The organism is Micromonospora yongxingensis (assembly GCF_052601155.1).
Window position 1 is genome coordinate 27,447 of record NZ_JBQXEO010000017.1, and the last position, 24,891, is coordinate 52,337.

Annotated in this window: 23 protein-coding genes; 11 read left to right on the forward strand and 12 right to left on the reverse strand. The window is 73.2% G+C overall.

Translation table 11 applies throughout. From position 1 onward, the window contains the following. Positions 1 to 2: 2 nt before the first annotated feature. Both ACTWLT_RS20465 and ACTWLT_RS20470 read right to left on the reverse strand, forming a co-directional pair. Positions 3 to 1,217, reverse strand: a complete 1,215-nt coding sequence (locus ACTWLT_RS20465) for an acyl-CoA dehydrogenase family protein (RefSeq protein WP_445319766.1) — start codon at positions 1,215 to 1,217, stop codon at positions 3 to 5. Position 1,218: 1 nt separating this feature from the next. After that, on the reverse strand, positions 1,219 to 1,671 hold the full coding sequence (locus tag ACTWLT_RS20470) for an SCP2 sterol-binding domain-containing protein (protein ID WP_445319767.1): 453 nt from the start codon (positions 1,669 to 1,671) through the stop codon (positions 1,219 to 1,221). 69 nt (positions 1,672 to 1,740) lie between these two features. Here ACTWLT_RS20470 and ACTWLT_RS20475 point away from each other — a divergent pair, with 69 nt between their 5' ends. Continuing rightward, positions 1,741 to 2,379 (forward strand): TetR/AcrR family transcriptional regulator, encoded by a 639-nt coding sequence (locus ACTWLT_RS20475; RefSeq protein WP_252417082.1) that lies wholly within the window; start codon positions 1,741 to 1,743, stop codon positions 2,377 to 2,379. A 17-nt stretch (positions 2,380 to 2,396) separates the two neighbouring features. Here the strand turns inward: ACTWLT_RS20475 and ACTWLT_RS20480 are convergent, their stop codons facing one another. Then, entirely contained in the window at positions 2,397 to 3,044 is a 648-nt protein-coding gene (locus ACTWLT_RS20480; protein WP_445319768.1) for a DedA family protein, read from the reverse strand. 170 nt (positions 3,045 to 3,214) lie between these two features. Between ACTWLT_RS20480 and ACTWLT_RS20485 the strand changes: the two genes are divergently transcribed. Continuing rightward, positions 3,215 to 4,366, forward strand: a complete 1,152-nt coding sequence (locus ACTWLT_RS20485) for a sensor histidine kinase (RefSeq protein WP_445319769.1) — start codon at positions 3,215 to 3,217, stop codon at positions 4,364 to 4,366. Further along, the gene (locus tag ACTWLT_RS20490) at positions 4,363 to 5,004 is read left to right on the forward strand and encodes a response regulator (protein WP_445319770.1); all 642 of its coding nucleotides are present in this window, start codon (positions 4,363 to 4,365) and stop codon (positions 5,002 to 5,004) included. The genes ACTWLT_RS20485 and ACTWLT_RS20490 overlap by 4 nt, the downstream gene beginning before the upstream one ends. A gap of 12 nt (positions 5,005 to 5,016) precedes the next feature. Here the strand turns inward: ACTWLT_RS20490 and ACTWLT_RS20495 are convergent, their stop codons facing one another. The 7 genes from ACTWLT_RS20495 to ACTWLT_RS20525 form a co-directional block, all read right to left on the reverse strand. Next, a complete protein-coding gene (locus ACTWLT_RS20495; RefSeq protein WP_445319771.1) occupies positions 5,017 to 5,634 on the reverse strand; it encodes a DedA family protein in 618 nt (205 codons plus the stop codon). Positions 5,635 to 5,705: 71 nt separating this feature from the next. After that, positions 5,706 to 6,968 (reverse strand): adenylosuccinate synthetase, encoded by a 1,263-nt coding sequence (locus ACTWLT_RS20500; protein WP_445319772.1) that lies wholly within the window; start codon positions 6,966 to 6,968, stop codon positions 5,706 to 5,708. Beyond that, positions 6,965 to 7,924 (reverse strand): hypothetical protein, encoded by a 960-nt coding sequence (locus tag ACTWLT_RS20505; protein WP_445319773.1) that lies wholly within the window; start codon positions 7,922 to 7,924, stop codon positions 6,965 to 6,967. Before ACTWLT_RS20505 ends, ACTWLT_RS20500 begins: the two co-directional genes overlap by 4 nt. A 9-nt stretch (positions 7,925 to 7,933) precedes the next feature. Next, positions 7,934 to 8,905, reverse strand: coding sequence for a serine/threonine protein kinase (locus tag ACTWLT_RS20510; protein WP_445319774.1), 972 nt, complete (start codon positions 8,903 to 8,905; stop codon positions 7,934 to 7,936). After that, entirely contained in the window at positions 8,902 to 9,657 is a 756-nt protein-coding gene (locus ACTWLT_RS20515) for an NUDIX hydrolase (protein ID WP_445319775.1), read from the reverse strand. The genes ACTWLT_RS20510 and ACTWLT_RS20515 overlap by 4 nt, the downstream gene beginning before the upstream one ends. A gap of 93 nt (positions 9,658 to 9,750) precedes the next feature. After that, positions 9,751 to 10,668 (reverse strand): MaoC family dehydratase, encoded by a 918-nt coding sequence (locus tag ACTWLT_RS20520; RefSeq protein ID WP_445319855.1) that lies wholly within the window; start codon positions 10,666 to 10,668, stop codon positions 9,751 to 9,753. Between the two features lie 35 nt (positions 10,669 to 10,703). After that, positions 10,704 to 12,104, reverse strand: a complete 1,401-nt coding sequence (locus ACTWLT_RS20525; RefSeq protein WP_445319776.1) for a 3-oxoacyl-ACP reductase — start codon at positions 12,102 to 12,104, stop codon at positions 10,704 to 10,706. 55 nt (positions 12,105 to 12,159) lie between these two features. On the opposite strand from ACTWLT_RS20525, the gene ACTWLT_RS20530 reads away from it, so the two are divergent. From ACTWLT_RS20530 to purB, 4 genes are all read left to right on the forward strand, one after another. Next, the gene (locus tag ACTWLT_RS20530; RefSeq protein ID WP_445319777.1) at positions 12,160 to 13,452 is read left to right on the forward strand and encodes an acetyl-CoA C-acetyltransferase; all 1,293 of its coding nucleotides are present in this window, start codon (positions 12,160 to 12,162) and stop codon (positions 13,450 to 13,452) included. Positions 13,453 to 13,633: 181 nt separating this feature from the next. After that, the gene (locus ACTWLT_RS20535) at positions 13,634 to 14,653 is read left to right on the forward strand and encodes a glycosyltransferase family 2 protein (RefSeq protein WP_445319778.1); all 1,020 of its coding nucleotides are present in this window, start codon (positions 13,634 to 13,636) and stop codon (positions 14,651 to 14,653) included. Next, positions 14,646 to 17,009, forward strand: a complete 2,364-nt coding sequence (locus tag ACTWLT_RS20540) for a hypothetical protein (protein ID WP_445319779.1) — start codon at positions 14,646 to 14,648, stop codon at positions 17,007 to 17,009. The genes ACTWLT_RS20535 and ACTWLT_RS20540 overlap by 8 nt, the downstream gene beginning before the upstream one ends. Before the next feature lie 51 nt (positions 17,010 to 17,060). Continuing rightward, on the forward strand, positions 17,061 to 18,485 hold the full coding sequence (purB, locus tag ACTWLT_RS20545) for an adenylosuccinate lyase (RefSeq protein ID WP_445319780.1): 1,425 nt from the start codon (positions 17,061 to 17,063) through the stop codon (positions 18,483 to 18,485). A gap of 202 nt (positions 18,486 to 18,687) precedes the next feature. Here the strand turns inward: purB and ACTWLT_RS20550 are convergent, their stop codons facing one another. Then, the gene (locus tag ACTWLT_RS20550) at positions 18,688 to 19,251 is read right to left on the reverse strand and encodes a YbjQ family protein (RefSeq protein WP_445319856.1); all 564 of its coding nucleotides are present in this window, start codon (positions 19,249 to 19,251) and stop codon (positions 18,688 to 18,690) included. A gap of 24 nt (positions 19,252 to 19,275) precedes the next feature. Then, positions 19,276 to 19,959 carry a S1 family peptidase gene (locus tag ACTWLT_RS20555; RefSeq protein ID WP_445319781.1) on the reverse strand — a complete coding sequence of 228 codons (684 nt, stop codon included), beginning with the start codon at positions 19,957 to 19,959 and terminating at the stop codon, positions 19,276 to 19,278. 355 nt (positions 19,960 to 20,314) lie between these two features. On the opposite strand from ACTWLT_RS20555, the gene purS reads away from it, so the two are divergent. The 4 genes from purS (at position 20,315) to ACTWLT_RS20575 (ending at position 24,836) form a co-directional block, all read left to right on the forward strand. After that, positions 20,315 to 20,578, forward strand: a complete 264-nt coding sequence (gene purS, locus ACTWLT_RS20560) for a phosphoribosylformylglycinamidine synthase subunit PurS (protein WP_252417098.1) — start codon at positions 20,315 to 20,317, stop codon at positions 20,576 to 20,578. Beyond that, positions 20,575 to 21,258 carry a phosphoribosylformylglycinamidine synthase subunit PurQ gene (gene purQ, locus ACTWLT_RS20565; protein ID WP_252417099.1) on the forward strand — a complete coding sequence of 228 codons (684 nt, stop codon included), beginning with the start codon at positions 20,575 to 20,577 and terminating at the stop codon, positions 21,256 to 21,258. Before purS ends, purQ begins: the two co-directional genes overlap by 4 nt. 127 nt (positions 21,259 to 21,385) lie before the next feature. Continuing rightward, positions 21,386 to 24,076, forward strand: coding sequence for a phosphoribosylformylglycinamidine synthase subunit PurL (purL, locus tag ACTWLT_RS20570; protein WP_445319782.1), 2,691 nt, complete (start codon positions 21,386 to 21,388; stop codon positions 24,074 to 24,076). Positions 24,077 to 24,080: 4 nt separating this feature from the next. Beyond that, the gene (locus tag ACTWLT_RS20575) at positions 24,081 to 24,836 is read left to right on the forward strand and encodes a 2-phosphosulfolactate phosphatase (protein ID WP_252417160.1); all 756 of its coding nucleotides are present in this window, start codon (positions 24,081 to 24,083) and stop codon (positions 24,834 to 24,836) included. The last annotated feature ends 55 nt before the right edge of the window (positions 24,837 to 24,891 follow it).

Consider the following 24,891-nt stretch of genomic DNA (forward strand, 5'->3'; position numbering starts at 1 on the left):
GGTCAGCGGATCTGCATCCCGGAGATCGCCCGGGAGATCACCAGTCGCTGGATCTCGGAGGTGCCTTCGAAGATGGTGTAGATCTTCGCGTCCCGGTACCAGCGCTCCACGGGGTGGTCGCGCAGGAAACCGGCACCGCCGAGCAACTGCACGGCCTTCTCGGTGACCGACACCGCCACCTCACCGGCCTTGAGCTTGGACATCGACCCCTCGCCGGCGGTGAAGGGGCGGTTGTTGCGGCCCATCCAGGAGGCCCGCCAGACCAGCAGCCGCGCCGCGTCGATCTCCATCCGCATGTCGGCCAGCGCGAACGCGACCGCCTGGTTCTCGATGATCGGTCGTCCGAACTGGACGCGGTCCTTGGCATAGTCCAGGGCGTACTCGTAGGCGGCCCGGGCCACGCCGAGCGCCTGCGCGCCCACCGTGGGTCGCGACAGCTCGAAGGTGCGCATCGCGGCCTGCCCGCTGGCCCGCTGCCCGGAGCGCGCCCGGTCGAGGCGTTCCAGCAGGGCGTCGCGGCCGCCGAGCAGGCAGCGGCCGGGCACGCGTACACCGTCGAGGAAGACGTCGGCGGTGTGCGACGCGCGCAGGCCCAGCTTGCGCAGCTTGCGGGTGGCGGTCAGGCCGGGGGTGCCCGGCGGTACGACGAACGCCGCCTGCCCCCGGGAGCCGAGCGTGGGGTCGACCGAGGCGGTGACCACGTGCACCCCGGCGATGCCGCCGTTGGTGGCGTACGCCTTCTGGCCGTTGAGCACCCACTCGTCGGTGGCCTCGTCGTAGACGGCTCTGGTCCGCATCGCGCCGACGTCGGAGCCGGCCTCGGGCTCACTGGTGCAGAACGCGGCGACGGCCGGCGAGTCGACGTCGCCGAAGCACTGCGGCACCCACTCGACCATCTGGTCGGGGGTGCCGGCGCCGTAGATGGCGGCGACGGCCAGCGAGGTGCCGAAGATGCTCAGGCCGATGCCGGCGTCACCCCAGAAGAGTTCCTCGCTGGCGATGGGCAGGGAGAGCCCGGTGGGGTCGGCCCAGCAGGTGGCGAGGAACTCGAAGCCGTAGAGGCCGACCTTGGCGGCCTCCTGGATCACCGGCCACGGGGTGTCCTCGCGCTCGTCCCACTCGGCGGCGGCCGGGCGCACGACCTCGGCGGCGAAGCCGTGCACCCAATCGCGCAGGTCCCGCTGTTCCTCGGTCAGGTCGAGCGAGAACTCGGTCATCTCAGGCCTTGGGGATGTCGAACAGGTTGGCGATGTTGGCGGCGAGGCCGAGGTCGCCCTTCGCCTTCAGCTTGCCGGTCATGAACATCATCACGGGGTTGGCGCCGCCGGAGACGATCTTCAGGAACTCCACCGGGCCCATGGTGAGGCTCAGCTTCGGGTCGTGCTGCGGGGTCTCGTTCACCTCGCACTTGCCGTCGGCGATGACCACCTCGTAGGTGTCGCTGCCGCCGTCCGGGCGGCCGGTGATGACCCAGTGGATGACGGCGTTGGTGGAGCCGGCCCGGTCCGCGCGGAACAGCGACGGCATCCGGCTGAACACCTCGCCCAGGATCTTGCCGCGCAGGTCACCGGACATCACCTGGGCGATCTTGTCGTCCGGGGTGGACTTGACCAGCTGGGCGAACTCCTTGGGGCCGACGTTGGCGAAGGTGGCCGGGTCGAAGTCAGTCATGAGATGCGCCTTCCGGGAAGATTTGGCTACTCGCGCGTAACCCTACGCACGAGTAGGTATGCTCGCAAGGTGTCGACCCCTCCCGCCTTCAAGCGCCTGCCACGGGCCGTCCGTGAGCAGCAGATGCTCGACGCGGCGGTCAAGGTCTTCTCCCGGCGCGGCTTCCACGCCGCGAGCATGGACGAGATCGCGGAGGACGCGGGCATCTCCAAGCCCATGGTCTACGCGTACCTCGGCACCAAGGAGGAGCTCTTCGTCGCCTGCCTGCACCGCGAGGGCACCCGGATGATGCAGGCCATCGCCGGCGCCGCCGCCCCCGACCTGCCGGCCGACGAACGGCTCTGGCGGGGGCTGCGGGCGTTCTTCGGCTTCGTCGGCGCGCACCGCGACGGTTGGGCCGTGCTCTACCGCCAGGCCCGGGGCGAGCAGCCGTTCGCCGGCGAGCTGGCCACCATGCGGGCACGGCTGGTGGAGGTGGTCGCCGGGATGCTCGACCACGCGCTGCGCGCCGAGGGCCGCGAGATCGCCGCGATCGACCTGGAGGTCGTCGCGTACGCGCTGGTCGGCGCGACCGAGTCCCTGGCCGACTGGCTCGCGGACCACCCCGAGGCCGACCCGGAGCGGACCGCCACCCGGATGATGAACGTGGCCTGGCTCGGCGCCGGCCAGCTCCTGCACGGCGTCACCTGGCGCCCGCCGGCCGACTGACGGCCCCCGACCCGCCGTCACCGCGCCCGTGTCCGGCTCACCGGCCCGGTCGTCGGCACCGCTGCCGAAGGCCGGCGACGCCGGAGCAACCAGCGGACCACCTCGACCACCAGGGTCACGGTCAGCGCGAGACCCAGCCCGAGCAGCAGGCCACGCAGCGGGTCCTGCTCGAAGGCCAGCCCACCGAGATAGCCGACCAGCGCCGAGTAGAGCCCCCACGAGCCGGCGGCGAGCGCGTCGAAGGCCAGGAACCGTCGCCGGGGATAGTGGACCGCGCCCATGGTGAGGGTGACCGCGGTCCGGCCACCCGGTACGTAGCGGGCGACGGTGAGGATCAGGCCGCCCCGGGTGGCGATTCCCCGGCGGGCCCGTTCGACGGCGGTCCGACGTCGGCCGTGGGGCGGGAGCCGGTCGAGCAGCCGCCCGCCACCGCTGCGACCGATGGCGTACGAGACGTGGTCGCCGACCAGTGCCCCGGCGGCGGCCACCAGGATCAGCGCGGGCAGGTACGGCGCGCCGGAGGCCGCGAACACTCCAGCGGTGATCACCGCCGTCTCGCTCGGCACCACCGGGAAGAAGCCGTCGAGCACCGCGATTGCGAAGATCGCCAGGTACACCCACGGCGAGGACATCGTCTGGTGCAGCAGGTCGAGCAGGTTATCCATGATTCCGATGCTGGTGCCGCCGTCGGCTCCCGCCATCGGCCAGTGGTCAGCCGTGCGATGTCACTTAGGTAGCGTCCGGCCCGGACGGCGGGTAGGGGTCTTCCCCCACCGCACCCGGGTCTGCGGGCGCGGGGCCGCCCGTTTCCCCGGTGGAGACCTACGCTCGCTGCGTGGCCTCCAGCTCCGTCGTGCTCCGGCGGGTCGTCGAGCGGTACGCCCCGCTGCTGCTCGCCGTCGTGGTCGCCGCCGCCGTCTGGGCCAGTGCGACCGGGGCGATCGGGGTCCGCTCGCCGCTGCCGACCGTCGTCGTGCTGATCCTCGCCGGGGCCTCCGGTTGGGCCGCCGGCCTGGTCCGGGCCCGGCGTTGGCCGCTGTTCCTGGCCGCCGCGGTCAGCTGGTTGGTGCTCGCCGCCGCGGCACCGGGGGTGGTCGCCTCGTACCAGGCCGGCCTTCGGCTGCGTGGCCGGCGGCTCACCGATTTCCTCCTCGGAGCCGCCCTGGTGCTGGCCGGTGGAGTGCTGGTCGGGCTGGCGGTGGGCGGCGTGCGCCGGCTCACCACCGCCACCGTCGGCAACGTGCTGCTGCTCGCCACCTGTCTGGTCGGATTTCCGCTGGTCGTCGGCCTCTGGGTAAGGGCGCGCCGGGACACGCTCGCCGCACTGCGGGACCGGGCCGAGCGCCTGGAACGCGAGCAGGAGGCCCGTGCCGACCGGGTCCGCGCCGAGGAACGGACCCGGATCGCCCGGGAGATGCACGACGTGGTGGCACACCGGGTGTCGCTGATGGTGGTGCACGCCGGGGCGCTGGAGGTGACCGCCGCCGAGCCGGAGACCGTCGAGGCGGCCGCGCTGATCCGCAGGACCGGCAGGCAGGCGCTCACCGACCTCCGCGAGGTGCTGGGGGTGCTGCGACAGGCCGATCCGGCCGTGGCGCCGGAGCGAGGGCTCGACGCCCTGGACGAGCTGATCGGGGAGTCGCGTGCCGCCGGGCTCCGGGTGTGTCGGCGGGACGAGGGCGCTCCGACGGCACTGCCGGCGACCGTGGAACGCACCGCGTACCGGGTTGTCCGGGAAGGGCTGACCAACGTGCGTAAGCACGCCGCCGACGCCGAGACGACTGTCTGCCTGCGTCACCTGCCCGACGGGCTGGAGGTGGTGGTCCGCAACGGCCCGTCCGAGGGCGGGCCCTCGCTGCCCGGCGCCGGGCACGGGCTGCTCGGGCTGCGCGAGCGGGTGGAGTTGCTCGGCGGCCGGCTGGAGGCCGCACCGGTGGACGGCGGGTTCCTGGTTCGCGCACTGATCCCGGTGGCGGGTGCGGCGTGATCCGGGTGGTGGTGGTCGACGACGAACAACTGGTCCGCGCCGGCCTGCGGCTGATCCTGGAGGCGGCGGAGGACATCACGGTGGTGGGCGAGGCGGCGGACGGCTCCGGCGCGCTGGAGCAGGCCCACCGGTTACGCCCCGACGTGGTGCTGCTCGACGTGCGGATGCCGGGCGTCGACGGGCTGACCGTCGCGGCCGACGTGGTCGCCGCCGGACCGGAGGTGATCATGCTGACCACCTTCGACCTCGACGAGTACGTGCACCGGGCGCTGCGGGCCGGGGCGGTGGGCTTCCTCCTCAAGGACACTCCGCCCCGGGAACTCGCCGTCGCCGTCCGCAGGGTGGCCGCCGGGAACGCGATGCTCGCCCCGACGGTGACCCGGCGCCTGATCAGCTCGTTCGCCGACCGTGGGCCGGCACGCCGGGACGCGGCGCGTCAGCGGCTCGCCCCGCTCACCGCGCGCGAGCTGGAGATCGTCCGGGAGGTGGCGCGCGGGCACGGCAACGCGGAGATCGCCCGGCGGCTGACGATGAGCGAGGCCACCGTGAAGGCGCACGTCAGCCGGGCGCTGGCGAAGCTCCAGGCGGGCAACCGGGTGCAGTTGGCGATCCTGGTGCACGACGCGGACCTGCTGTGACGGCTGCGCCGGTCAGTTGCGGGCGGCGGTGCGGCGGCTTGCGCGATGGCGGAGCCAACGGACGCCCTCGATGCCCAGCGTGACGATCACCGAGAGGGCGATCCCGGCGAGGATGCCCTTGACGGGGTGCCGCTCGAAGGCCAGCCCGCCGAAGTAGCCGAGCAGCCCGCAGTACAGCGCCCAGGTGACCGTCGCGATCGCGTCATAGAGCAGGAACGACCGGCGGGGATAACGGACCGCGCCCATGGTGAGGGTGACCGCGGTCCGGCCGCCCGGCACGTACCGGGAGGTGGTCAGGATCAGCCCGCCGCGCCGTTCCAGCGCGCGCCGGGCCCACTCGGAGCTGGCCCGCCGACGGCTGTCGTCGGGAAACCGGGCGAGCCGGTTCGCGCCACCGCCGCGCCCGATGGCGTACGAGACGTGGTCGCCGGCACAGGCGCCCAGCGCGGCGGCGACGATCACCGCCACCAGGTTGGGGTTGCCGCCGGTGGAGAGCACGGCGGCCGTGATGACGGCTGCCTCGCCGGGTACGGCCGGGAAGAACGCGTCGACCGCCGTGAGCCCGAAGATCAGCAGGTACACCCATGGTGAGGCGACCAACTGTCGGAGCAGGTCGAGCGCGGAGTCCATGCCCCCATGCTCGCCGGGCGCGACCCGCCCGGTGGCCGAGTCGCCGGATCACCCGGCCATGCCCACGGGTGTCAGGCCGAGCGGACCAGGGCCGGTGGGGCGAGCAGCGGGCCGTGCGGGGTCTTGTCGCCGGCGGTGGGGCCGTGCGAGGTCAGCACCACCGACGCGCCCAGCTCCGCGCGTACCGCCTCCGCCCAGTCGGGCGGCGGGTCGTCGTACACCGGGCGGGAGCGCAGCAGACGGGCGGTGAGCGCGGCCTGCCGGTCCAGGTCGCCGGGTGGGCCCGGGGTGAGCCGGTCGGTGGTGTCGTAGCGGCGGCAGATCCGCAGCCCTGGTCCGGCGAGGTCGAGGTGGGTCAGTGCCAGGCCGTCGACCCCGCCGGCCGCGGCGAGGGCGTACCGGTGGGCCACCGCGTCGAAGTGGCCGAACCGGAACCTGCCCTGCCACGGGTTCGTCGGGTTGCGCGGGTCGGTCAGTGCCAGGCCCGGGTCCTCGGTCACCAGCGGACCGGGCCCGTGCCGGGTGGTGACCAGCCGGAGCACCCCGATCCGGGTCGCGCCGCCGGGCAGGCCCGCCTCGGCGAGCAGGCTGTCGGCGTTGGCGAACGTGGTGGTGCTCCACGTCGTGTACGGGTGGAAGCCGTGCCACTCGTCGAGCAGCACGCCCTGCGCGCCCTCGAAGACGCAGGTCCCGGCGCGCAGCGCCCCGGCGAGCCAGGTCCTGTCGACGATCGCGACCCGCCCGGCGAACCCGGTGAACGCGGGCAGGCAGTCCTCGACCGGTGGCGCGTCCAGCGGGCCGAGTTCGGCGGTCAGCCGGTCCCGCAGGGCGGTCAGCCTGCGGCGCAGCAGCGCCGGGCTGCCGCAGTCGGCGACCCGGGGCGCGTCGTCGGGATGGGCGAGACCGTACGCCACGGCCTCGCCCACCCCGAGCCCGCAGGAGCCGTGCCGGTCGGCTCCCCGGGCGATCTCCCGGGCCCGGTTGGCGGCCCGGTGGTACGGGGTGGCGAGCAACGCCTCCCCGTCGACCGTCAGTCGGTCCAGCGCGTCGGGCACCCCGACCGTGGCGAGATGGTCGGCCTCGCCGGCCAGCGCCAACGGGTCCACCACCACGTGCCGCGACAGGTGCGTACGGACCCCGGGATGGAACGTGCCGGCGCCGAACTGCGCGAACGTGTGGTGCCGCCCATCGCGCAGCACGACGTTGTGCGCCGCCTGCGCGCCCCCGTTGAAGCGGATCACCGTGTGCACGGGCCGGGTGGCGCAGAGCCAGTCCACCACGGTGCCCTTGCCGGCGTCGCCGTAGCCGAGGTCGACCACCGCCACGTGCCTCACAGCCGGGTCACCCCACCGGTGGTGTCGCGGAAGGCCGGCAGCGTGGACACCTCGGCCCGCCGCCCCCGCCCGAGGCGGGCCAGCGCCTTGGACACGGTGCCGGCGGCGCCGGAGCCGGTGTGGTCCAGGTGGCGGAGGCCCTCGTCCAGGTCGATGGCCTGCTCGCCGAGGCCGATGGTGAGCGCGATGGTCTCGCAGACCGCGTCGAGGTCGTCGAGCACGACGGCGTTCTGCCCGAGCAGGTCCCGCCAGAAGTCGAGCACCTTGGCGTTGCCGGCGTAGTGGCTGCCGGCGGGGAGCAGGTAGTAGGTGTCCCAGCGGCGGGTCACCTCGTCGACGACCTGTCGCAGCGGTACGTCCTCGGCCAGGTCGTCGCCGATCAGGCGGGCCACCTCCCGGGCCTTCACCCGGGGGTACGCCAGCTCGTCGCCGATGATGAACAGGTACCCGCGCCGGCCGCGCTTCTCCCAGCTGTCGGTGACGGTGTGTCGGGCCATGAAGTACATGGCCAGCTCGTACGACTCGGTCATCTGCCCGCCGCCACCGCCCTCCAGCACGATCCGCCCGAGGTCGTCGTCCATCCGGTTGTCCGACTCGAACTGGCCGACCTGCAACGGCACCCGGTCGCAGGTGGCGTCGCCGATCGCGCCGAACATGATCTGGGGGTCGTTGGCGTAGCCCTGCCGTTGCAGCAGCCCGAGCAGTTGCGGCAGCTTGGTCTGCAGGACGCGCGGCACCGTGAGCATCGAGCCGGTCACGTCGAAGAGCACCGCGACGGGCGTCGACTGCGGGTGCTCGTCGGAGTCGCGGCTCTCGCGCGTCGCGTCGCGGGGGTCGAGTGCGGGGTGCACGGTGCGCGCCCCGCTGTCGCTGTAGGAGAAGGCGCTCCTGCCGGTGGACCGGCGGTAGCGGTCGGCGGCGTCGTACACGTCGGTGGACCAGATTCCACTGCCCATGACAGCTCCCTAGGGGGTGAGGGTGAAGGGTCGGAAGGTGCGCGGCCCGTAGAGCCGGTCCAGCACCTGGTCGAGTTCGCGGAGCAGGCGCCAGGCGTCGTCGGGCCGGTCCTGGAGGAATCGCTGCCGGCAGCCCTGGGCGAAGCCGAGCAGCTCGCGCGGCGCGTGGCGGTTCAGCAGCGAGGTCATGCAGCGGGTGGCCATCCAGATGTCGGTGCCCGGCCCGCAGGGCTGCTTCCTGGGGACCTCTGGCGGGTACCAGTCCTCCTGGCCGGGCACCAGCGCCGGGACCGTGCCTCCGACGGGGGCGGAGAAACACCAGTCGACCAGCACCACGCCGTGGGCGTCCGGCTCGATCAGCACGTGTCGCGGCAGGACCGCGCCGTGCGTCACGCCCGCCCGGTGGGCCAGGCCGAGCGCCACCAGCAGCCGCCGCCACATCCAGGCCACGTCCCGGGCGTCCAACCCGTCGGGGTACGCGCGCCGCACCTCGTCGAGGTCGTGCAGACCGGGCGCGGTGGCGAGCACGTTGATCCGTCGTTCGGCGCCGGAGGCGGCGTCGCGGTGCCGGAATTCGTCGACGAGCCGGGGCACGTACGGCAGGTAGCGCGGGTCGCCACGTTCGGCGATGGTGCGCAGGGCGTGCGCCTCGCGGGCCATCAGGTCGTTGTCGGTGGGCCGTCGGGGGAGCTTGAGCAGCCGGTCGTCGCCGACGTCGTAGAGATCGGCCAGGTCACCCGTGTGGACCGGCACGCCGAGGCGGTAGTCGCCGAGGACGGTGACCTGCCGGGCCTGCCACCGGGTGGTGACCTGGATGAACGCCTCGGTGGCCTCGGCGCGTACCGCCGGGTCGGCCGGCAGACGGTCGGGGTGCAGGGCCGCGACCAGCTCGCGGTAGCGCCGGGCCGGCTGGTCGGTGCCGAACAGGTCGGCGTCGGTGCGAGCCGCCGTGACCAGGCCGATGGCCTCCGCGGTCCTCATCGCACCGTCTCCTCCCGGGCGGGGCGCAGCAGCGCCGGGTGCAGCAGCCGGGCGTCGCCGGCCCGGTAGAGCCGGGCGCGGGGGCCGCCCCGGGCACCGCCGCGCTCGGTGCTGGCACCCGTGCTCTCCACGAACCCCGGCACGGACAGCACCTTGCGGTGGAAGTTGCCGGCGTGCAGCGGGTGACCCCAGACCGTCTCGTAGACGGCGCGCAGCTCGCTGATCGTGAACTCGGCGGCGAGGAAGCGGGTGGCGAGCGGCGTGTATTCCAGCTTGGACCGCGCCCGCTCCAGGGCGTCGTCGATGATCCGGCCGTGGTCGAACGCGAGCTGCCGGCTGGTCAGCGCGGTCACCGGCAGCCAGATCGCCTCGTCGGCGTCGCTGCCGGCGGCCGGGTCCGGCAGGTCGGGGGCGAACGCGAGGTGGGCGACCGACACGACGCGCATCCGCGGGTCGCGGTCGGGGGCACCGTAGCTGCCCAACTGCTCGAGGTGTACGCGGCGAAGCCCTTCGCCGCCGAGCCCGGTCTCCTCGGCCAGCTCCCGCCGGGCGCCGGCGGTCAGGTCCTCGTCGGGACGGACGAAGCCGCCGGGCAGCGCCCAGTGCCGTTCGAAGGGCGGCTGCCCGCGCTGGATCAGCAGCAGGTGCAGCGCGCCGTCGCGAATGGTCAGTGCCACCACGTCGACGGTGACGGCGACCGACGGGTAGGCCCGGGGGTCGTACGCGGCCAGGAAGTCCTGCTCGTCAACCATGTCTCTCTCAATCTGAGAACATCTCGATCTGAGAAGAACTTAGCGCAAAAAAACACCCCTGCCAAGCCTCGAGTCCGGTTTGGCAGGGGTGCGTCAGCGCACGAGACCCGCCAGGTGTGGTCGGCCGCGCGGGTCGTGCAGCGCGAACCCACCGTCGGGCAGGAGGGCGAAGCTCACCGTGCTCGGCAGCGGTACGGGCAGCTTGAAGGCGACCTCGACGGTGTAGGCGTCCGGCAGCCGGTTCTCCAGCGCGGCCAGGCAGCGGGCCTTGCTCCACATGCCGTGCGCGATCGGCCGGCGGAACCCGAACAGCCGCGCCCCGAGCAGGGAGGTGTGGATCGGGTTGTGGTCCCCGGAGACCCGCGCGTACTCGGTGCCGACGCGAGGCTCCACCCGCCAGCGGGCCGTGCCGGCCGGCGTCTCCGGGCGTCCGCTCCGGTCGCGCCGCTCGCCGCCGCCGGGCATCCGCTCCCGACCCAGGTACGTCGAGACGCCGCGCCAGACCTCCTCACCGTCGACCGAGGCGACCAGCACCACGTCGACCTGCCGCCCCCGGTCGTGCGGGCGCAGGTTCTCCGCGTACGTGGTGAAGTCGAGGGTCTCGTCGGCGGTGACCGGACGGTGCACGGAGATCCGGTTGCCGACGTGCACCACGCCGGTCAGTGGGATGGGGAACTCCGGCGCGGTCATCAGCCGCAGGGTCAGCGGGAAGCCCATGACGTGCGGGAACGTCGCGGGAAGCCGGTCGGTGAGCCGGAATCCGCAGACCCGGTCGTAGTCGGCCAGGTGCGCCCGGTCGACGGTCACCCCGCTCACGGTCAACTCGACCGCCGGCAGACCGGGTCCGCGCCGCCCTCCCCCCAGGCCCGGCAGCGCACCGAGCAACGCCCGCCGGTAGAGCGCACCGGCCGCCGGCATCCGGGGCAGTTCGGTCGCGGTGCGGCTGCCCTCCGGCCGGCCTGCCGCGGCCAGGGTCTCCGCCGACAGCGCCTCCGTCGGGCCCTCGATCAGCTCGTGCAGGGAGACGTCGTCGTCCGTGCCACCCATCACGCCCCCAGCAGGCTCTGGCCGCAGACCCGGACCACGTTGCCGCTGACCGCGCCGCTGGCCGGCCAGGACAGCCAGCCGATCGTCTCGGCCACGTCGACCGGCAGCCCGCCCTGGGCCAGGCTGTTCATCCGGCGTCCCGCTTCGCGGACGACCAGCGGAATGCGCGCGGTCAGTCGGGTCTCAATGAAGCCGGGTGCCACCGCGTTGACGCTGATCCCCTGGTCGCGGAGGGCCGGGGCGAGCGAGCCGACCAGCCCGATCACGCCGGCCTTGCTGGTGGCGTAGTTGGTCTGCCCGCGGTTGCCGGCGACCCCGGCGATCGAGGAGACCGCCACGATCCGCCCGCCGGCCGGGATCAACTCGCGCTCCAGCAGCACGTCGTTGATCCGCTCCTGGCTGGAGAGGTTGACGTCGATGACCTGGTCCCACCGGTCGGCGTCCATCCGGCCGAGCGTCTTGTCCCGCGTGATGCCGGCGTTGTGGATGACCACGTCGACCCGGCCGTGCCGGGTTGCCAGGTGTTCGGCGAGCCGGGTCGGCGCGTCCGGCGCGGTCAGGTCGAGCTGGACAGCCGTGCCGCCGATGTCGTTCGCCACCGCGGCCAGCGCGTCCCCGGCGGCCGGGATGTCCAACGCCACCACCTGCGCGCCGTCGCGGGCGAGCACCCGGGCCAGCGCGGCGCCGATGCCCCGCGCGGCGCCGGTGACCAGCACGACCTGCCCGTCGAGTGGGCGGTCCCAGTCGGCCGGGGCGCTCGCGTCGCCAGCGCCGACCCGGATGACCTGCCCCGACACGTACGCGGACCGGCCCGACAGAAGGAACCGGAGGGTCGCCTCGAGGCTGGTGAGCGTGCCGGTGGACTGATCCGGTCCGCACGGGTCGGCCGTGGTGACACTGCCGTCGCGGGTGACGTGGACGAGTTGCGCGGTGATGCCCCGGCCGAACTCCTTGCCGATGCTCCGGACCAGCCCTTCCAGGGCGCGCTGGGCGGTCGCCTCGCGGGGCGTCGGGCACTCCTCCGGCGGGGTGCCCAGCACGATCACCCGACCGCTGGGCAGCACGGCCCGCGCCTGGGGGTGGAAGAAGTCGTAGAGCTGGCGGAGGTCGGTCGAGTCGGTGATCCCGGTGGCGTCGAAGAGCAGTGCGCCGTACCGCTGCGGGGTGTCGGCGGAGGCGGTGGCGGCCGGGTCGGCCAGGTCGACCCCGGCGGCGGTCAGGATCTTGGCGACCGGTCCGGCGAGCCGGCTGCCGGTGGCCGCGCCGAGCAGGGCCGGCCCGGGCAGCAGCGGGTCGCCGGGGCGGTGCCGGCGCAGTCGCGGTGGGTCGGGCAGCCCGAGGCGCTTGACCAGCGCGCGGCCGGCGGCCGATTGGACGAAGCTCGCGTACCTGTCGGTCATGGGCGTAGCCTACTGGCGAGTAGGGTTCGAGCAACACCTGTTGAGGAGGCGGATCGTGCAGAGCATCCGACGTGTCGCTGTCATCGGGGGCAACCGCATCCCCTTCGCCCGTTCCAACTCCCGCTACGCGGACGCGTCCAACTCGGACCTGCTCGGCGCGGCGCTGGACGGTCTGGTCGCCCGGTACGGACTGGCCGGCCAGCGGGTCGGCGAGGTGGTGGCCGGGGCGGTGCTCAAGCACTCCCGCGACTTCAACCTCACCCGCGAGGTGGTGCTCGGCTCCCGGCTCGACCCGCACACCCCGGCGTACGACATCCAGCAGGCGTGCGGCACCGGCCTGGAGGCGGCGATCCTCGTCGCCAACAAGATCGCCCTCGGGCAGCTCGACGTGGGCATCGCCGGCGGCGTCGACACCACCTCCGACGCGCCGCTCGCGGTCAACGAGGAGATGCGGCGCACGCTGCTCAAACTCAACTCCGCCCGCACGCTCGGCGAACGGCTCAAGGTCGCCGCGAAGCTACGGCCGCTCCAGCCGTTCAGGCCGGACATTCCGCGCAACGCCGAGCCGCGTACCGGCCTGTCGATGGGGGACCACGCCGCCCGCACGGCGCTGCGCTGGCAGATCGACCGGCGGTCCCAGGACGAGCTGGCGCTGCGCTCCCACCAGCGACTGGCCGCAGCGTACGACCAGGGTTTCTTCGACGACCTGATGACGCCGTACCTCGGGTTGACCCGCGATGCGAACCTCCGCCCCGACACCAGCCTGGAGAAGCTCGGCTCGCTCAAGCCGGTCTTCGGCACCCGGGGCCCGGACGCCGAGCAGGCGACCATGACCGCCGGCAACTCCTCGCCGCTCACCGACGGCGCGTCCACCGTGCTGCTGGCCAGCGAGGAGTGGGCGAGTGCGCACAACCTGCCGGTGCTGGCCTGGTTCAGCTGGTCGGAGACGGCGGCGGTGGACTTCGTGCACGGCGACGAGGGGCTGTTGATGGCCCCCGCGTACGCGGTGCCCCGGATGCTGGCCCGGGCCGGGCTGACGCTGCAGGATTTCGACTACTACGAGATCCACGAGGCGTTCGCCTCGCAGGTGCTGGCCACGCTCGCCGCCTGGGAATCGCCCGAGTTCTGCAAGGACCGACTCGGCCTGGACGCGCCGCTGGGCACGATCGACCGGGACCGGGTCAACGTGAACGGGTCGTCCCTGGCCGCCGGGCACCCGTTCGCCGCCACCGGCGGGCGGATCGTGGCCACCCTGGCGAAGCTGCTGGCGCAGCGGGGCGGCGGACGCGGGCTCATCTCGATCTGCGCGGCGGGCGGTCAGGGTGTGACGGCCATCCTGGAGCGCTGAGCCACCGGCCACCGCGCCCGATCGTCCCGAGCCGCCCCTTACCGGGTCATCCGCAAGCAGACGTTAACGGTCTGTTCAGGACCCGGCCCGCTGGTGGGAAGTTCGCCACGCCACGGTGATCGCTGCCGCACCCTCGGTGCGGCACCGATCACTCCTGCGTGCGGAACGGGGCCGTAACACGATGGAGTCCGTCGTCCCCGGGATGACCACCCTGTCGGTGGTCATCCCGATGTTCAACGAGACCGCGGTCATCCCGGCCCTGGTCACCCGGCTGCGGCCGGTGCTCGACGCGCTCGGGATCGACTACGAGGTGGTCGCCGTCGACGACGGCAGCCGGGACGACACCGTGGCGGTGCTCTTCGACCACGCCCGGGACTGGCCGCAGCTGAGGGTCGTCCGGCTGCGGCGGAACAGCGGCCACCAGGCGGCGTTGACCGCCGGACTCCACCGGGCCGTCGGCCGGTGGGTGGTCAGCCTCGACGCGGATCTCCAGGATCCGCCGGAGGCCATCGCCGACATGCTCCGGGCGGCCCGCGAGGACGGCGTGGACGTGGTCTACGGCGTTCGCGCCGACCGCAGCACCGACACGGTCTTCAAGCGCAACACCGCCCGGGTCTACTACTGGCTGATGCGCCGGCTGGTCGGTGCCGACCTGCCGGCGCAGGCCGGTGACTTCCGGCTGCTCAGTCGGGATGTGATCGAGGTGCTGCGCCGGTTGCCGGAACGCGCCCCGGTCTACCGGCTGCTGGTGCCGTCGCTCGGTTTTCCCAGCGCCGAGGTGCGCTACGTCCGTGCGGCACGGGTCGCCGGCCAGACGAAGTACCCGCTGCGCCGGATGATCGCCCTGGCCTGGGAGAGCACGGCGAACTTCTCCGCCGCGCCGCTGCGACTGGCCACCTGGCTGGGGATGTGCAGCTTCCTGCTCTGCCTCGGGCTGATCGCGTTCGGCATGGTCGCGTACGTCGCCGGCGCCACCATCCCCGGCTGGACCTCGATGTTCGTCGCCGTGCTGCTGCTCAGCGGGGTGCAACTGGTCTGCCTCGGCCTGCTCGGCGACTACGTCGGGAGGATCTACGCCACCGTGCAGAACCGGCCGGCCTTCCACGTCGGGTTCGACTCGCTCGACGACGTCCCGCGTGCCGCGACGGTCGGGCCGATCGGTGACGAGTCACGCGCGCCCGTGGTCGGCGCCCGTGGCTGACACCCTGCTGGCCGGGCGGGTCGACACCCCGACGCCGGTGTCGCGGCGGAACGCCCTCCGGCCGGTCCTCACGGGACTGCCCTGGGCGCTCGCCGTCACCGCCCTGCTGGTGCTCTGGTGGCGCGGCGGCGTGCCCGTCCCCGACCTGGCCCGGTACGCCGCGTACTGGACGTTCGCCCTGGTGCTGCCCGGGACCCTGGTGCACCGCGCGCTGCGCGGCGGCCGGGGCAACCTGCCGGAGGACCTCGCCCACGGCGCGGCCACCGGCCTGCTGCTCGAACTCGTCGCCTGGGCGTCGGCCGCCGCGACCGGCCAGCAGTCCCTGCTGCGCTGGTGGCCGCTTCCGGTGCTGGTCGCGTTCGCCGCCGTACCCGCGTTGCGCCGGCACTGGCGGATCGGCGAACGCCGGCCGCTGCCGATCGGTTGGCACTGGGCGATGGGCGGGGCGCTGCTGCTGGTGCTGGCCTGGGGGTACACCCAGTGGCGGATGGTTCCGCTGCCCCCGGTGCACGGCGGCTACTACCAGGACCTGCTCTACCACCTGGGGCTGGTGCAGGAGCTGACCCGGGCGATGCCGTTCGAGCTGCCGCACGTCGCCGGCGAGGAGTTGCGCTACCACTACCTCTCCGACGCCCACGTCGCCGCCGGCAGCATGATCACCGGCATCTCACCGCCGGTGGTGCTGCTGCGACTCTGGCTGGTGCCGGTGATCGGCACGGCGGTGGTGCTCGCCGCCGGGCTGGTCCGGGACCTGAGCGGCGCCGCCTGGACCGGCCCGGTGGTCGCCGTCGCCGGCTTCCTCGGGACCACCGTCACGCTCGCCTCGCCCGCCGGCGCGTCCGGTGAGATGCCGCTGTCGTACGCCAGCCCGTCGCAGACCTACGTCCTGGTGCCGCTGCTGCTGCTCACCGGGCTCTGTGTGGAGGTGGCGCGGGGGCGTGGCCTCGGCCGGGCCTGGCCGCTGGTCCCGGCGCTCGGGCTGGTCTGTGCGGGGGCGAAGTCGAGCGCCTTGCCGCCGCTGATCGCCGGCCTGGGTCTCACCGCGGCTGTGGTCTGGTGGCGGGAGCGACGCGTGCCGCGGCCCGCGCTGGTGGCGTTGGCCTGTCTGGTGGCGGCGATGGCGCTCGGCTTCCGACTGTTCGCCGGAGGTGGCGCCTCGACGCTGCGGGTGCAGGCGTTGGCGCTGCTGCACTTCACCGCCCCGTACGCCGAGACGCTCGGTCGGGGCGACGGGATCTGGCCGGCCGCGCCACTGCCGCCGGGCATCAACGACGGTGGTGCCCTCGGGTGGCTGCTGGCGTTCGCCGTGGTCGGGTGGTGGGTGCTGGGCCACGCCCCCCGGTGGGTCGGGATGATCCTGCTCGTCGACCGGAGGCAGCGGGCCGATCCGGCGGTCTGGCTGCTCGCCGGCACGGTGCTGGCCGGGGCCGCCACCACCTGGGTGTTCCAGCACCCGTCGGTCAGTCAGATCTACTTCTGGATGGGCGTCATCCCGGTCGGCGCGGTGCTGACCACCTGGTCGCTGGCTGCGGCCCGCGTGCCCTGGCCGGTGCTGGTGTCGACTGCCGGAGCGGGTGGGCTGGTGGCGCTCGCCGCGGCCGGCGCGCTGGGTGGGCTCGTCGTGCCGGCCATCGGCCGTCCCGACCGCAGCATCGAGGGGTGGCTGCGGGTGCTGGGCGCCTCGGCGATCCGGTACGCGGTGTTCGTCGCGCTGGCCGCGGCGCTCGCCGCCGGGGTGGCGGCGCTGTGGCGGCGGCGGGTCCCGTCGTCGGGGGGTCGTCGGCGGGCGGCCACGGTGGCGGTCGCCGGTGTCACCGCCGCGCTGCTCGGCGCCAGCATCGCGGTCAGCGTGTCCGGGACCCTCCGCTCGGTGGCGAGTGAGCCCGGGCCGGCGAGCGGCCCGCAGCCGTACGCGCTGACCGCCGACGAGATGCGCGCCGCGTTGTGGCTGGACGCGAACGCCGCCGCCGACGACGTGGTCGCCACGAACGTGCACTGCCGGCCGGTGCGGACCACCCCGCACTGTGATGCCCGGGCGTTCTGGGTGACCGGCCTCGGCGGGCACCGGGCCGTGGTGGAGAGCTGGGGCTACACCGACGCGGTGGTGGCCGCGCACGGTGTGGCCAACCTGGGGTACGCCCGGCAGAGCTTCCCCGACCAGGAGCTGTTCGCACTCAACGAGCGGGTCTTCACGGCGCCGGCGACGGCCGACCTGGACCGGCTCCGAACGGCGTACGGCGTCCGGTGGATCTTCGCGGACACCCGGGCGGGTGCCGTGTCGCCGGAGCTGGCGCGGCTGGCCCCGGTGCGGCTGGTCTCCGGCCCGGTCACGGTCCACGAGCTGACCGGCCCCTGAGCCGTCGGCCCGGTCCGGGTGCTGACCAGCGCGTGCGGGACAATGAGGTACGTGACGACGATCCCCAACGTGCTCGCCAACCGGTACGCCTCGCCCGAGTTGGTCGCCCTCTGGTCCCCGGAGGAGAAGGTCCGGATGGAGCGGCGCCTCTGGCTCGCCGTTCTCCGCGCTCAGCGCGACCTCGGCGTGCCGGTGCCGGACGGCGTGGTCGAGGCGTACGAGCGGGTGCTGGACCAGGTCGACCTCGCCTCGATCGCCGAGCGGGAGCGGGTCACCCGGCACGACGTGAAGGCCCGGATCGAGGAGTTCAGCGCGCTCGCCGGGCACGAACACGTGCACAAGGGGATGACCTCCCGGGATCTCACCGAGAACGTCGAGCAGTTGCAGGTGCGCGCCTCGCTGGAGCTGATCCGGGACCGGGTGGTGGCCACCCTGGCCCGCCTCGCCTGGCTCGCCCACGAGCACTCCGAGCTGGTGATGACCGGCCGTTCGCACAACGTGGCGGCGCAGGCCACGACGCTGGGCAAGCGCTTCGCGTCGGCGGCGGAGGAGCTGCTGATCGCGTACGAGCGGTTGGAGGACCTGATCTCCCGCTACCCGCTGCGTGGGATCAAGGGGCCGGTCGGCACGGCCGCCGACCAGTTGGACCTCTTCGACGGCGACGCCGACAAGGTGGCCGAGCTGGAGCGCAGGGTCGCCGAGCACCTGGGCTTCTCCCGGGTGCTGGACAGCGTCGGGCAGGTCTATCCCCGGTCGCTGGACTTCGACGTGCTGGCCGCGTTGGCGCAGACCGCCGCCGCGCCCTCGTCGCTGGCCACCACCATCCGGCTGATGGTCGGCCAGGAGCTGGTCACCGAGGGCTTCAAGCCGGGGCAGGTCGGCTCCAGCGCGATGCCGCACAAGATGAACACCCGCTCGTCGGAGCGGGTGAACGGCTTCGCGGTGATCATCCGGGGTTACCTGTCGATGGTCGGCGAACTGGCCGGTGACCAGTGGAACGAGGGGGACGTCTCCTGCTCCGTGGTCCGTCGGGTGGCCCTGCCGGACGCGTTCTTCGCCGCCGACGGGCTGTTCCAGACCTTCCTCACCGTGCTCGACGAGTTCGGCGCGTACCCGGCGGTGATCAACTGGGAGCTGGAGCGGTTCCTGCCCTTCCTGGCCACCACGAAGATCCTGGTGGCGGCGGTCCGGCGCGGCGTCGGCCGGGAGGTCGCACACGAGGTGATCAAGGAGCACGCGGTCGCGGTGGCGCTGGCCATGCGCGAGAAGGGTGCCCCGGAGAACGATCTCTTCGACCGGCTGGCCGCGGACGGCCGGCTCGGCCTGTCCCGCGCCGACATCGACACCCTGGTCGCCGACCGGACGGCCTTCGTCGGCGCCGCCTCCGCCCAGGTGGCAGCGGTCACCCGCCGCATCACCGAGGTGGTCACGGCCCACCCCGAAGCCGCCACCTACTCCCCACCCCCCATCCTCTAACCCACCCCACCCCACCCCACCCCACCCCCACCGGCCGCCCGCCTGCCCGCCCGACTAGTTGATCATGAAGTTGTTGCCCCGACACGCCGAGGTGGAGGGCAACAACTTCATGATCAACAGGGCGGGGCGGGGCAGGGCAGGGCAGGGCAGGGCAGGGCAGGGCAGGGCTGGGCTGGGCTGGGCAGGGCAGGGCTGGGCTGGGTCAGTCGCCGGTGGGGGTTTCGGCGGCGGTGCGGAGGTTGGGGGCGCTGGCTGGTTCGGCGATGCCGCCCGGTGCTTCCACGACGCCCGGCTGCTGCGCCGTTTCCGCCGCGATCGCGGGCTGGTCGGAGGGCATGACGTCCGGCATGACGGGTGCGACGATCACGGCCGTGCCGTAGGCGCAGATCTCCATCCACATCTCGCCGCAGTCCCGGCTGTCGAACCGCATGCCGATCACCGCGTTCGCGCCCAGCCGCAGGGCCTCCTCGCCGAGCCGGGCCACCGAGTCGGTGCGCCACCGGGTCAGGTTGTCCGGTGCCATCGGGTCGTACGCGCCACCGCGCAGGTTCTTGACCCCCTCGCGGTACGGGTTGCGCGTCCTGGCCATCGATGACACCACCTCACCGAGAATCTGGCGGATCTCGTAGCCGGGCAGTTGCTCCGTCGTCACGACCAGCACGTTTCCGATGCTGTCAGGAGCGGCGCGACCCGATCGTGTGCATTGTTCACCTGATCGGATGCTGCAAAACGACGCGGCGCGGACGGCCGGCACGCCGCCGACCATCCGCACCGCGCCGGGCGTTAACCGTCAGACACCGGCCACCGAGGTGATCCAGGCGCGGTTGTACGCAACGCTGCCGTAGTTCTGGATGCTGGAGCCGTCGGCCGTCGAGGCCACCCCGACCTGCTGGCCGTTGTAGAACTGCGGGCCGCCCGAGTCGCCCCGCCAGGCGTTGCCGTTGATCCGGGTGCTGCGGATCGCCTGCCCGCCGTACGCGTCGGTGGCGCTGTTGCTGGTCACCCGGACGGTGGCGGTCTTCAGCTGGGTGGACGCCGAGCAGCCGCTGTAGCAGGTCATGCCCCAGCCGTAGATCGAGTTCGTCGAGTTGATCGGCGGGTTGCTGCTGGCCAGGCTCACCGCGGAGGTGGTGACGGCGCTGGAGAGCCGCATGAGCGCGAGGTCGTAGCGGGTGTAGGTGGCGCTGACCGTGCGGGTGACCCCGCCGGAGGTGCGGTTCACGCTTCCGACGCGCACCGACATGGTGCCGCTGATGCAGTGCCGGGCGGTGAGCACCCACTGCGCGGCGATGACGCTGCCGGAGCAGGTGAACGAGCCGTTGCTCATGACCGCGGCGGCCCAGGGCGCGGACGAGACGGTGCCGCCGCCGATGATGGGTTGCGGGCCGGCGGGGGCGGCCACGGCGCCGGACGAGGCGCCGAGGACGCCGACCAGCGCGGCGCCGAGCAGGGCGAGCAGGGGACGGATGCGCATCGGGTGGACTCCTTGGACGGGGCGGGCCCGGGGTCGCCGGGCGCGGGAGGGCGGCAGCGGGGATTCCCGCTACCGCTGACATCGAACCGTGTCGATGTACAGTAGGGCGCGCGGCGGCCGTTTTCAAGGATCGGATCGAGATTAACAAATGTAACGGTTTGGCGACTCGTGGCGCTGCATATCCCCTGGTGAGACCTCGTTTCCCGCCTGACGGCCGGTCCCGGAGGCCGGTTATGTCGATCACTGCCTGAACTGCGCCCGGCCGGTGCGTCCGGGACGGAATCTGCCAGGTACGCTGGCTGCGCTCGCCCGTTGTGGGTCGGCACCCAACTGCGTACACAGTCAGGAGTGCCCAGTGCCTCGCGTCGTCGTCGACGTCATGCTCAAGCCCGAGATCCTCGATCCGCAGGGCCAGGCCGTCGCAAACGCGCTGCCCCGGCTCGGCGTCAGCGACGTCGCCTCGGTTCGGATCGGCAGGCGGATCGAGATCGAGTTCGCCGGTGAACCAGACCTGGACCGTGCCCGGGAGATCGCCGACAAGCTGCTCGCCAACCCGGTCATCGAGGACTTCACCGTCCGCCTGGTCGAGGCCGACGAGACCGCGGACGCCCGCTCGTGACCGCCCGGGTCGGTGTCGTCACCTTCCCCGGCTCGCTCGACGACGGGGACGCGGCCCGAGCCGTCCGGATCGCCGGCGCCGAGCCGGTCCGGCTCTGGCACGGTGACCCGGATCTGCACGGGGTCGACGCCGTCGTGCTGCCCGGCGGCTTCTCCTACGGTGACTACCTGCGCTGCGGGGCCATCGCCCGGTTCGCGCCGGTGATGGAGACGATCGTGGACGCCGCCCACGGCGGCCTGCCGGTGCTCGGCATCTGCAACGGCTTCCAGATCCTCTGCGAGGCGCACCTGCTGCCCGGCGCGCTCACCCGCAACCAGCACCTGCACTTCCGCAACCGGGACCAGATCCTGCGCATCGAGTCGGCCGGCACCGCGTGGACCAACGCGTTCCAGCCCGGCCAGGAGGTGCTGATCCCGGTCAAGAACGGCGAGGGCTGCTACGTCGCCGACACCGCGACGCTGGACCAGCTCGAAGCCGAGGGCCGCGTGGTCGCCCGCTACGTCGGCGGCAACCCGAACGGGTCGCAGCGCGACATCGCCGCGATCACCAACCCCGCCGGCAACGTGGTCGGCATCATGCCGCACCCCGAGCACGCGGTGGAGGCGCTCACCGGCCCCTCGCTGGACGGCCTCGGCTTCTTCACCTCGGTCCTCAAGCACCTGGTGGGGGCGCCGGCGTGAGCGGGAGGAGTGAGCCGGGCCCGCGAGCCCCGCAGTCGCGGACGAAGTGCGGAGCGGTGACCGGCGGCACGATCATCGGTCAGCTCAACCGCCGGTCAGGCGGGCACGAGCGCAGCGAGGAGAGGTCATGACCACCCATCCGGACCCGGTACGCGACACACCGGAGGCGTACTCCGCCCCGGCGCAGCCGACCGAGTCGCTCCCGGCGCAGCCCGCCGCCCAGCCGGCCGTAATCGACTGGACCGAGGGCGTGGACACCGTGCCGCGTGCCGGTGGCACCCCGGGCGAGCTCCAGCCGTACACCGAGCTGGGTCTCCGGGACGACGAGTACGACCGGATCCGGCAGATCCTCGGCCGTCGCCCCACCCAGTCCGAGCTGGCGATGTACTCGATCATGTGGAGCGAGCACTGCTCCTACAAGTCGAGCAAGGTGCACCTGCGCCAGTTCGGTGAGAAGGCTCCGCACAGCGACCGGCTGCTCGCCGGCATCGGCGAGAACGCCGGTGTGGTGCAGGTCTCCGACGAGCTGGCCGTGACCTTCAAGGTCGAGTCGCACAACCACCCGAGCTTCGTCGAGCCGTACCAGGGCGCGGCGACCGGCGTCGGCGGCATCGTCCGGGACATCCTCGCCATGGGCGCCCGCCCGATCGCCGTGATGGACCCGCTGCGCTTCGGTGCCGCGGACCACCCGGACACCGCCCGGGTGCTCACCGGCGTCGTCGCCGGTGTCGGCGGCTACGGCAACTGCCTCGGCCTGCCCAACATCGGTGGTGAGCTGGTCTTCGACCCCTCCTACCAGGGCAACCCGCTGCTCAACGCGCTCTGCCTGGGCGTGCTGCCGGTCGACCGGCTGCAGAACAAGGCCGCCGCAGGCCCCGGCAACGTGGTCGTCCTCATGGGCGCCAAGACCGGCCGGGACGGCATCGGCGGTGTCTCGGTGCTGGCCAGCGCGACCTTCGACGAGGCCAGCGAGCAGCGCCGCCCCGCCGTTCAGGTCGGTGACCCGTTCACCGAGAAGCTGCTCATCGAGGCATGCCTGGAGCTGTACGACGGCCAGCTGGTCGTCGGCATCCAGGACCTCGGCGGCGCCGGGCTGACCTGCGCGCTCACCGAGACCGCCGCCGCTGCCGGTACCGGCATGCGGGTCTGGCTGGAGCGGGTGCCGCTGCGCGAGCCGTCGATGGACCCGCACGAGATCCTGGCCAGCGAGTCCCAGGAGCGGATGCTGCTGGTCGTCGAGCCGGACAAGCTCGACGCGGTGCTCAAGACCGCCGAGAAGTGGGGCGTGCTCGCCACCGCGATCGGTGAGGTCACCCCGCCGGAGGCGGACGGCAGCCCGGGACGCCTGCTGATCACCTGGCAGGACCACCTGGTGGTCGACGTGCCGCCGGGCTCGCTGGTCGACGACGGGCCGGTCTACGCCCGACCGATGCGCGAGCCGGCGGACCTGATCCTGCTCCAGGCCGACCGGGCCGAGACGCTGCCCCGCCCGGCCGACCCGGAGGCGCTGCGGGAGACCGTGCTGCGCATGATCGCCTCGCCGAACCTGGCCGACAAGACCTGGGTCACCGAGCAGTACGACCGCTACGTGCTGGGCAACACCGTGCTCGCCCAGCCGGAGGACGGCGGCGTGATCCGGATCGACGAGCGGACCGGGCTCGGCGTGGCGCTGTCGGTGGACGGCAACGGCCGGTACGCCCGGCTCGACCCGTACAACGGCACCAAGCTGGCGCTGGCCGAGGCGTACCGGAACGTGGCCGTGACCGGCGCGAAGCCGATCGCCGTGACCAACTGCCTCAACTTCGGCTCGCCGGAGGACCCGGGCGTGATGTGGCAGTTCGCCGAGGCCGTGCGCGGCCTGGCGGACGGCTGCCTGGAGCTGGGCATCCCGGTGACCGGCGGCAACGTCAGCTTCTACAACCAGACCGGTGCGGCCGCCATCCACCCGACCCCGGTGGTCGGCGTGCTGGGCGTGCTGGACAACGTCGCCGACCGGGTGCCGATGGGCTTCGTCCCGCGCGCCGGTGGCGACCACGACCAGCTCTACCTGCTCGGCGAGACGAACGTGGAACTCTCCGGCTCGGAGTGGGCCTGGGTGACGCACGAGCACCTCGGCGGCATCCCGCCGCAGGTCGACCTGGCCCGGGAGAAGGCGCTCGCCGACCTGCTGGCCGAGGCGGCCCGGGTCGGTCACCTGACCTCCGCGCACGACCTCTCCGACGGTGGCCTCGCCCAGAGCCTGGTCGAGTCCTGCCTGCGTCGCGGCGTCGGTGCCCGGATCGCGGTGCCGGAGCACTTCACCGGCGGCTCGATGCCGTTCGTCTACCTGTTCAGCGAGTCCGCCGCACGGGCGCTGGTGTCCGTGCCGCGCGGCCACGACAAGGCGTTCGCGGCGCTCTGCGCCGAGCGGGGCGTGCCGTTCGAGCTGATCGGTGTCACCGACCCGGCCGGCGGTGCGCTGGAGGTGCACGGCCAGTTCCGGATCGGTCTGGACGAGCTGCGCGCCGCGCACACCGCGACGTTGCCGCGCCTCTTCGGCGGTGCGACCGCCGTCGAGGTGCCCGCTCCGGCGGCTGGCGTGGCGGGCGCGGTCGAGGCCGTGCCGCTGCCGGTCGAGGAGGCCGAGCCGGTGGACACGGCGGCGGTGGCCACCGAGCCGATCGCTTCGGCCGGCCCCGCCCCGCAGACCGGTGCCGTCGAGCCGGTCGCCGAGGTGTCGGGCCACCGGGCCGAGCCGGAGCAGCCGATCGCCGCCGAGCCCGGCGGGTCGTCCGAGTCTGACTCCGGTGTCACCGAACCGTCGCCTGACGAGCGCTGAGGCGTTGGCGGCGGCCGTCTACGGCCAACCCGGTTCCGGTGCCCGGTTCGACTGGGGGCTGACCGGGGCGGCCGAGCTCGGTCGCGTCTGCGCGGCGTTGGTGGTGGTGGACGTGCTCTCGTTCACCACCTCCGTGGAGGTGGCGGTCGCTCGCGGCATGCGCGTGCACCCGTTCCCCTGGGGTGAGCAGGCCGCCGAGTACGCGCTGCGGGTTGGCGCGGTGGCCGCGGTGGGCCGTCGGCGGGTGACAGCGGAGCATCCGTGGTCGCTCTCGCCCGCCGCCCTGAGTGCCGCGCCGGTGGTGGCGGACCTGGTGCTGCCCTCCCCGAACGGCTCGGCGATCAGTGCCGCCGCCAGTGCCACCGGGCTTCCGGTGGTCGCGGCGTGCCTGCGCAACGCCCACGCCGTCGGGCGTTGGCTGCGCCGCCAGGGGTACGGCACGACGGACGCTCCGATCGGTGTGATCGCCTCGGGGGAGCGGTGGCCGGACGGGTCGCTGCGCCCGTCGGTGGAGGACCAGCTCGGCGCGGCCAGCGTCCTCGATGCCCTCTCCGGCGTGCCGGGTGGGCTCTCCGTGGAGGCGGCGATGGCGCTCGCCGCGCTGGCCAGCACCCCGGACGTGCCCGCCGCGGTGCGGGGGAGCGTCTCCGGGCGTGAGTTGACCGAAGGTGGCTTCGCCGAGGACGTGGAGGTCGCCGTCCGCGTCGGCGTGTCGGACGTCGTGCCGGTGCTCCGCCAGGGCGTGTTCTCCGCCGCCTGATCACGCATCCTCGCTGATCGACTCGGCGTCCCTGAAGTCGCGGTGTCCAGGTGGA